Origin of the sequence: Natronococcus sp. A-GB7 (genome assembly GCF_029688865.1) — an archaeon.
GTDB lineage: Archaea > Halobacteriota > Halobacteria > Halobacteriales > Natrialbaceae > Natronococcus.
This window is the reverse complement of record NZ_JARUKV010000012.1, coordinates 141168-147752: the sequence shown is the minus strand read 5'-3', so window position 1 is coordinate 147752 and position 6585 is coordinate 141168. Positions and strand designations below refer to the sequence as shown.

6 protein-coding genes are annotated in these 6585 nt (G+C 65.4%); 2 read left to right on the top strand and 4 right to left on the bottom strand.

Annotated elements, in window-relative coordinates; all coding sequences use genetic code 11:
• Positions 1-463 precede the first annotated feature (463 nt).
• Together QA609_RS12870 and QA609_RS12865 are read left to right on the top strand one after the other, a co-directional pair.
• The gene (locus QA609_RS12870; protein ID WP_005555199.1) at positions 464-841 is read left to right on the top strand and encodes a helix-turn-helix domain-containing protein; all 378 of its coding nucleotides are present in this window, start codon (positions 464-466) and stop codon (positions 839-841) included.
• A complete protein-coding gene (locus QA609_RS12865; protein WP_278303012.1) occupies positions 838-1119 on the top strand; it encodes a hypothetical protein in 282 nt (93 codons plus the stop codon). The genes QA609_RS12870 and QA609_RS12865 overlap by 4 nt, the downstream gene beginning before the upstream one ends.
• A 21-nt stretch (positions 1120-1140) precedes the next feature.
• On the opposite strand, the gene QA609_RS12860 is transcribed toward QA609_RS12865, so the two are convergent.
• The 4 genes from QA609_RS12860 to QA609_RS12845 form a co-directional block, all read right to left on the bottom strand.
• Positions 1141-2301 (bottom strand): multicopper oxidase domain-containing protein, encoded by a 1161-nt coding sequence (locus tag QA609_RS12860; RefSeq protein WP_278303011.1) that lies wholly within the window; start codon positions 2299-2301, stop codon positions 1141-1143.
• Positions 2302-2437: 136 nt separating this feature from the next.
• Entirely contained in the window at positions 2438-3910 is a 1473-nt protein-coding gene (gene lpdA / locus QA609_RS12855; protein ID WP_278303010.1) for a dihydrolipoyl dehydrogenase, read from the bottom strand.
• 37 nt (positions 3911-3947) lie between these two features.
• Entirely contained in the window at positions 3948-5597 is a 1650-nt protein-coding gene (locus QA609_RS12850) for a 2-oxo acid dehydrogenase subunit E2 (RefSeq protein ID WP_278303009.1), read from the bottom strand.
• A 1-nt stretch (position 5598) separates the two neighbouring features.
• Positions 5599-6585: an alpha-ketoacid dehydrogenase subunit beta gene (locus QA609_RS12845; protein ID WP_278303008.1), complete on the bottom strand. Its 987-nt coding sequence runs from the start codon at positions 6583-6585 to the stop codon at positions 5599-5601.

Below are 6585 nucleotides of genomic sequence, written 5' to 3'. Positions count from 1 at the left end.
ACCGGAACTCGCATCCGGAGGCGATCGCCGAACCCTGCCGACCGGGTGGTCGGCGACGAGGCGGGATGGAACACCTGCCTCCGTGCCGGATGTGGCCGGAGGGAACGTGGCGGACGCCACGTCGATCACAGTAGTAACGAGTAGCGGGTTATTATATAAGGCTGTCGAATCGAATACAGTTCGGATCGCGGTACCGTACCATGGTTTCCCACTCAATAGAGTCCTATCTGACATTTCCGTGATGGCGACGCCTCGAGCTCGCTGAGACAAGTGTTACGCGGGCGGAGGTCGGCCGTTCATCCCACCCTCGAAGGTTCGGTCGGGCCGAATGATACCCGCGTACTCGGACCTCGGACACGAACGTGCAAGAAGGCTTCGAGAGGGGAGCCGTACGACGTTCGCGAGCGGAAACGGCGATCCGCATCGATGCCAATAAACCCCGTGCGTTGCAAGAGGAAGACGAATGGTCCAGGATCCGATCACTTCGGAACCGCCGCCGTCACCGGAAGTGATCTGTTCTGCGCTCGACGATCCCGACTGCCGGGAGATCATCCGGAAACTCGAGGAGCCGATGACAGCGTCGGAGCTCAACGCTCGGTGCGAGATCCCGCAGTCGACGTTATACCGCAAGCTGGAGCTGCTGACCGACTCGACGCTGCTCGAGGAGTCGACCGAAATCCGGCGTGACGGTCATCACGCGAGCAAGTACTCAGTCGCGTTCGACGAAATCACGCTCGTGCTCGAGGACGATCGGTCGCTGTCGGTACAGATCGAGCGTCCAGCTCGGACAGCTGACGAACGGCTCGCCGAACTGTGGTCTGAGGTACGAAAGGAGACATGACTGGAATAGAAACTGCGCTCGTATTGGCAATCGTCAAGACCCTCGTTCTCGTCGTCGGCAGCGTGATCACGTACTTTGCGTTCAAGGCCTACCGCCGAACCCGCCAGCCGGCGCTTGGCTATCTCGCGGGAGGGTTCGGTATCGTCACCCTCGGTTTCGTTCTGGCGGGCGTGCTTCACGAACTGCTCGGCGTCTCGCTCATAACTGGGGTGCTTCTCGAAAGCCTGCTCGTTCTCGCGGGCTTTTCAGTGATCGCGTACTCGCTCTACGTCCAGTAGACCGACCGAGTCTCCCGCGGCTCAGCTGTCGTATCCGGCATCCGACATTATCTCGCCGAACTCCTCGGTTTCCATCGCTTCCTCGTAGACGATCGCCGTCGCCATCCCGCCCGGGTAGCGGTCCTCGGTCGTTACGTGGTGAACCTTGTGACAGTGTGCCGGGTAGATTCCGGGATCGGCGTCCGCCTCGAGTTCGATCGTGTACCGTTCGGCGGGCGCGATGTTGATCACGTCCTCCTCGTACCGGGCGGCTTCGGGAACGACCGAGCCGTCCTTCTCGACGACGGTGAACCGATGGCCGTGCGTGTGGAACGGGTGAGATTCGTATCCGTTGTTCGCCAGATGGATACGCATCGTCTCGCCCTCGGAGACGAGCAGCGGCGACCCCAGTTCGGGATGGAACGTAGTGGGTGCGCTCCGGCCGTTGATCGTGTAGGCGTCCGAGGACCGAGCGGACGGACTGTAGTCGGCACCGCCGCCGGCTTCGCGGTCGTGGAGTCGCGTATCCCAGTCCCGAAGCGTCAGGAAGTACTCCCTGTCGGGGGCCTCGTAGCCCTCCGGATCCACGCGGAGGATTCCGTACATTCCCATATCGAGGTGGTTGTGCGTCTGGTAGTGACAGTGGTAGACGTGCGTTCCCGGGACGTCGGCGTGGAGTGTGTAGGTATGACTCTCGCCAGGGCCGACGTGCTCCCGGTTGGTTACCGGCGCGCCGTCGTCGGCCCAGGTCTTGCCGACCGCATGAACGTGAACAGTATGCGGGCGGCCGTGCTCGCTGTTGTCGTATGTGAGTTCGAACGTATCGCCCTCGGTCATGCGGTAGATCGGGCCGGGGACCGACGGCTCGAGGTCGTCGGCCTGCCAGGCCCACACCTCGGGGAGTTCGACGGGTCCGCCCGATCCCGCCTCGGTGACGAGTTCGTGGCGGGCAGGAACGGTTCGGAGCGTCGACTCGTACCCCTGGTCCGCGAGGTCGACGATCTGCGGCGGGGCCGTGTACTGGTAGTCAGTCAGCGGCTCGTCGTCGTCCGTCTCCGCCTTCTCCGCGTCGCTGTCGTCGCGCTCGGCACTGCCGTCGTCGTCCGTCGCGGAGATACAGCCAGCCAGTGTACCGAGTGCGCCAGCGCCAGCGATCGAGAGGACGGTTCGGCGCCGGATCCCGGAGGATGTGGTAGATGTCATAGTCACATCCGTCCGTAGGTACCGCCCAATGAAGGGTTATTAAGTCGGTTCTCGTCGGTCGGGAAACTCGGGATAGTTTTCGGTCGTTTCTGAGTCCAAGAAAAAAGCGTTCGTCGGCTCGGGCGTCGGTTCCGGACTATCGGTTCAGCGTGTGAATCGCGTGGCCGAGCGCGTTCTCGGCAGCCTCCATCACCGACTCCGAGAGCGTCGGATGGGTGTGGACCGTCGAGGCGACGTCCTCGAGGGTCGCGCCGAGCTCGATCGCGAGCCCGAGTTCGGCGATCAGTTCGGACGCTTCCGGACCGACGATCTGGGCACCCAGCACGTAGCCCTGGTCGTCGTCGGCGACGATCTTGACGAACCCGTCGGACTCGCCGGTCGTCAGCGCGCGGCCGCTGGCCCGGAACGGGAACTTCCCGACGACGGTCTCGAAGCCGGCATCCTCGGCCTCACTCTCGGACATTCCGACGGTGCCGATCTCGGGTTCGGTAAACACCGCCGCGGGCATCGCCTGGTAGTCGATCGCCGACGGCTCGCCGGCGATCACCTCGGCGGCGACCTGCCCTTCCATACTGCCCTTGTGGGCGAGCATGGGCTCACCCGCGACGTCGCCGACGGCGAAGATGTGCTCGACGTTCGAGCGCGCACGCGAGTCGGTCTGGATGAACCCGCGATCGTCGGTTTCGACGCCGGCTTCCTCGAGCTCGAGCGAGTCCGACACCGGCTCGCGGCCGACGGCGACGAGGACCTTCTCGGCGTCGAGCTCGAGGAGGTCGTCCTCGACGGCCTCCGCGCTCGCCTCGCTTCCGCCGTCGGCGGCCGCCTCGTCGGGTGCCTCGGCGACGACGCGGATGCCGTCGCCCTGCTGTTCCCACTCCGAGGCCGCGTAGCCGAAGTGAAAGTCGATCCCGAGGTCGTTCGCGCGCTGTTTGACGGGACGTTTGAGATCGTCGTCGTAGCCCGGCAGGATCGAATCGAGCATCTCGATGACGGTCACGTCGGTACCGAGCTTGGCGTAGACGCCCGCCAGCTCCATACCGATGTAACCGGCGCCGACGATCACCATCGAGTCCGGTACCGACTCGAGCGCGAGCGCCTGGGTCGAGTCGATCACCGGCTCGTCGTCGTACTCGAAGCCGGGGATCTCGATCGGACGCGATCCCGTCGCGACGATAGCGTGTTCGAACTCGAGGGTCTCGGAGCCCTGGCCCTCGCCGCTGTGAGAGACCCGGACGGTGTTCTCGTCGGCGAAGGTGGCGGTCCCCTCCAGTAGGTTGACGCCGTTTGCCTTACACAGTTTCTCGACGCCGCCGGTGAGCTGATCGACGACGTCGTCCTTCCAGCCCATCATTCCCGCGAGATCGACCGCGGGGTCGGCGTGGATCCCCATCTCCTCGGCGTTGCCCGCCTCGTGGGCAACGTCGGTAGCGGTAATCAGCGCCTTCGAGGGGATACAGCCGTCGTTCAGGCAGGTCCCTCCGTAAGCGTCCTTTTCGACGAGCGTTACGTCCAGATCGAGCTGTCCGGCCCGGATCGCGGCCACATAGCCTGCGGGGCCCGCGCCGATGACCAGTACGTCTGTCCCGGTGGTGACGTCTCCGACGACCATCAGTTAACTCCCTCTCGTGGCAGTGTAGTAAGGTTCATCATTCGAGCAGTAGCAGTTCCGGATTCTCGAGGTACTCCATCAGTTCGTTCGTAAACTGTGCGCCGACCGCGCCGTCGATCAGCCGGTGATCGAACGACAGCGACAACGTCATCACCGAACGTGGTTCGATCGACTCCGCGCCGTTTTCGTCGGTGACGACGCGGGGTTTGCGCTTGATCTCGCCGATCGCGAGGATCCCCGCCTCGGGGTAGTTGATGATCGGCGTCGCGTACTCGCCGCCGATCCCGCCGATGTTCGTGATCGTAAACGTCGACCCCCGGAGTTCGTCGGGGCTGATCGACCGTTCGCGGGCCTTCGTGACGAGTTCGTTCATCTCCGAGGACAGCTGCAGGAGTCCCTTCCGGTCGGCGTCCTCGAGGACGGGGACCATCAGGCCGACGTCGGTCGCCGTGGCGATGCCGACGTTGTAGTAGTCCCGATAGACGATCTCCTCGTTGTCCTCGTCGATCACCGCGTTCATTTCGGGGTACTCCTTCAGCGCGGCCGTCACGGCCTTCATGATGAACGGCATGTACGTGAGGCTGATCCCCTGTTCCTCGGCCCGGGGTTTGAGACGTTCTCGGGCCTCGACGAGTTCGGTGACGTCGACCTCGTCGTGGTGAGTGACGTGGGGCGCCGAGTACTTCGACTCGACCATCGCGTCGGCGATCGTCTTCCGGACGCCCTTGAACGGCTCCCGGCGCTCGCGTTCGCCCTCGGCGAACTCGGCGCCCTTCGCGCCGACCGGCTCACCCGCAGAAACGGCCTCGGCGTCTGCCTCCTGTGCCCGCTGCTGGGCCTCCGCGTACTCCCGGACGGCGTCGGGCGTGACGAACGCCTCGCCGTCGCGTTCCTCGTCGGTCGGAACGGCGTCGATGTCGACGCCCTCCTCCTTTGCGAGCTTCCGGGTGGCGGGCGCGGCCAGCGTTCGGTCGCGATCAGCAGACTCGACCTGTGTCGGTGTGGTCGTCTGTGCCGTCTGCGCTCCGGCCGCCCCGGTGTCGGCCGCGGCGGTGTCGGCCGTGTCGGGAGCCGGGTCCGCTCCCGTGTCAGACGTGGATTCCTCGGGCATCGTCTCGGCTTCCGCCGACCTCGAGGACGCGTCCGAGCCGCCCGCAGCGGCCTCTACGTCCGCTGCGGTGATTCGACCGCCAGGGCCGCTGCCCTCGAGCCTCGAGAGGTCGATCCCCTCCTCACGGGCCAGCCGTCGCACGCGTGGCGGTGCGAAGACCCGGTCTTCGGGCGGTTCGACCTCGCCGGTTTCGGCACCCGTCGCGCCGGCGTCGCCGGCGGGTTCGTCGTCCGTGCTCGCCTGGGCCTCCTCGGGCGAGTCGACGCCCGGCGGTTCGCCCGCCCGTTCGTCTTCCGACGCGGTCGGCTCTTCCGTGCTCGGCGCCTCGCTTTCCTCGCCCTCGACGTCGTACGTGACGAACAGATCGCCGACGGGGACCATCTCGCCTTCCTCCCAGTGCAGTTCTCTGACAGTGCCGTTGACCGGCGAGGGGACTTCGACGAGGGCCTTGTCGGTCTCGACCTCCGCAACCGGCTGGTCCTCGCTGACCTCGTCACCTTCCTCGACCAGCCAGCTGACCAGTTCGCCCTCGGCGACTCCCTCGCCGACGTCGGGTAGTTTGAACTCTCGTACCATGTTAGAACCCCATCGTGTCTCGGATTCCGTCCTCGATGCGTGCCGGCTCGGGCAGGTAGTAGTCCTCGAGGGCGTACAGCGGGAACGGCGTGTCGAACCCCGTGATACGCCCGACGGGAGCCTCCTGGTAGAGCAGGGCTTCCTCCTGGATCGTCGCGGCGATCTCCGCGCCGAGGCCGCCCGTCTTGGGCGCCTCGTGGACGACCGCCGCGCGACCCGTCTTCTTGAACGACTCGACGATCGTCTCCTCGTCGAGCGGCGACAGCGTCCGCAGGTCGACGACTTCGACGTCGATCTCGCCCGCGAGGTTCTCGGCGGCCTCGAGGGTCGGACGGCTCATCGCGCCCCACGTGAACACGGAGATATCCGACCCTTCGCGGCGGACGGCTGCCTCGCCGATCGGGACCTCGTAGGACTCGTTCGGAACCTCCTCGCGGAACGCCCGGTAGATGAGTTTCGGCTCGAGAAAGAGCACCGGATCGGGCGAGCGGATCGCACTCGCCAGCAGCCCCTTCGTGTCGTAGGGGGTCGAGGGGATGACGACCTTCAGGCCGGGCTGATGTATGAACATCGCCTCCGAGGACTCGGAGTGGTGTTCGGGTGCCCGAATCCCGCCGCCGTAGGGGGCGCGGATGACCATCGGACAGGTGTACCGCCCGCGGGAGCGCGTCCGCAGGCGCGCAGCGTGGGAGACGATCTGGTCGAACGCGGGGTAGATAAAGCCGAGGAACTGCATCTCGGGGACGGGACGCATCCCGTAGGCGGCCATGCCGACCGCCGTGCCGACGATCCCCGACTCTGCAAGCGGCGTGTCGATAACGCGGTTCTCGCCGAACTCGTCGTACAGCCCCTCCGTGGCGCGAAAGACGCCGCCGTTTTTCCCGACGTCCTCGCCCATGACGATCACGTCGTCGTCGCGTTCCATCTCGCTTTGCAACCCGTCTCGTACCGCCTGTACCAGCGTGAGGTTTTCCGATTCTGCAGCCAT